Source organism: Kitasatospora sp. NPDC022785 (assembly GCF_055561295.1).
On record NZ_JBVHHB010000066.1, the window covers coordinates 1 to 2,162 of the forward strand.

General features: G+C 66.1%; 1 protein-coding gene. It reads right to left on the reverse strand.

What is annotated here, in order from left to right:
* Window positions 1-2,162 (reverse strand): hypothetical protein (locus ACZ3YO_RS39845; RefSeq protein ID WP_465579185.1); only part of this gene is annotated, 2,162 nt, incomplete at both ends.

A 2,162-nucleotide genomic window follows, 5' to 3' on the forward strand; every position in this document is an offset into this window, starting at 1 on the left:
GGCGGAGGTGTAGGAGGAGTAGTCGGCTTGGTAGTACTGGTGGAACTCGTGGAAGAGGCGTTGGACGTTCAGGGCCTGTTCGTCGGTCAGCTCGGGAGTCTCGCGCGGCCGTCGGTCCATGACGAGGAGTGCGGTGTCGGCGATGTAGGCGAAGGCCTGCCGTGCGCGCTCCAACGTCTGCTCGGCTTCGTCGAGGTACCTCGGTGCGTCGAAGAACTCGCGCAGGTAGAAGCCGAAGGGGTCGGAGTCGACCATGCGGACGGCGGCGACGAGTTGTGACGTGTCGCGCCAGAGGTGACGCAGGCTCTTCATCATGTCGACGGCGCCGATGTGTTCGGGTTCGCGGTCGTGCGGGGCGGGTTTGGCTTTCTTGGCTTTCTTCCCTCCGCTGTGGTCGTACATGTCTTTGGAGTTCTGCTTCTGGATGTCGTGGAACAGGATCGCCTTGGCGATGGTCTCCGTCGGCACGAAGCGGTTGCCCGGGGTGGTGTCAGCGGTGAGTTTGCGGTACTGGCCGAGGACCAGCTGGGCGTGGGTGAGGAACGTGTACGACTCGGTCTTGGCGGCGATCTCGTCGAATTTGCGGGCCAGCCCGGGGAAGTTGTCGATGAGTTCGGTGACGATTTCGGCGGGGTGGCGGCCGTCGTGCCAGAGCGTGTCGAGTTGCTTGCCGGTGTCCGTCTGCAGTTGCCGGTGCTGGGGGAGGTTCTGGAGGAGGGTGTGGTAGTCGGTGGTGGTGGGTTGGGGTCCTCGGACGTCGAGGTCAGCCTTGTTCTCGTCGTAGCCGCGGGAGAGGACTTCGGCGATCGCGGCCTGGGTGGCCCAGGGCTTGACGACGGTTTCCATGAAGTCGTCGACGGGCCCGCGGTCGTGGCTGTTCGCGCCGATGTTCGGGTCGAAGAGCGCTTTGGCAGGGGACTGTTGTTCGTGCCCGGGACCGTCGGCCTGGTCGCGGTGGGCGGTGATTTGGTTCGCGAGGAAGGTCTTGAGGTTGGTGAGGCGCGTCTCGTAGGAGAGGCTGTGTTCGGGGTCGAGGAGCGGGTCGGGCCGGCGTTCGCTCGGTTGTTGTTTGAACTGGTGCCAGGTGACGAGGTGCTCGCGGAGGGTGCGGGCGATGCGGGCGAGGTCGGCGGCGTCGTTGCGGAACTCGGCAGTCGTCCGTCCGCCGTCAGTCTTCTGGACGATCCAGGGGTGCAGGTCGTTGCTGAGTTTGGGCAGTCCGCTGCGCGGTGCGCCGATGCTGTCGCGCAGGGTGTCGATGTGCTTGACGGTGCCGTGCTCGGCGGCGGGGATGGTGGTGAGCTGGTCTTCGTGGGTGTAGTAGGTGGTCAGTGAGTCCGGCACGGCGCTGCGTTCGAGTCGGCGGAGTTGGTCGCCGCCGATGCCGAACTGGTTCTCCTCGCCGCGGTGGTCGACGTTGATCGGGCGTGTGGTGAGGGAGTCGGTGGGCGGGGCGGGTGCCATCCGGGTGCCGATGAGGTGTTCGATGTGGGAGTTGAAGCGGACGCGTCCGAGGGCGTTGTTCAGCTCCTTGTCGGTCGCGTCCAGGGCGGTGAGTTTCGTCGTGGCTTCGGTGATCTTGGCCTTGTAGGCCTGGTTGAGGTTGTTCAGGGTGAGTCGGTCGGCGGGGAGGCCGATATCGATGATCTCGGCGTTGCGGTCCTCTTCGTGGACGGTGGTGCGGAAGATCTCCTGGTAGGTGGTGAGGGGGACGAGGTAGGAGCGGATGAGCGGGCTGGCGTTGTCGGGGTCCTGGGCGGCGTATTTCTCGGCCCATCTGATGGCGCGCAGGGGGCGGCCGGCGCCGATCCAGAAGAGTTCGTGGGAGGTGGGTCCGGAGGAGATGTGGATCGTGCCGTCCGGGTACTGGTGGACGTCCTTGAAGTCGGAGGTCGCCAGGCCGGTGGTGTGGTCGACGATGACCGGCATGGCTTTGAAGACGGTCGTGTAGAGCCGGACGCACGGGGTGCCGTCCGGGGCGTTCTCCGTCTCGACGACGCCGTGGTGGACGATGCCGGCGTTGCCGAGGGCGTACTCGCCCGTCGGCTTCTTCCCTGAGGCGGGTTTGAAGCGGATGAGGTGGTCGAGCGGGCGGTGCGGGCCCAGGTGGGACGTTCCGGGTGCGGCGAACTCCGGTTCGGCGTGGGGGTCGCCGAAGGTGA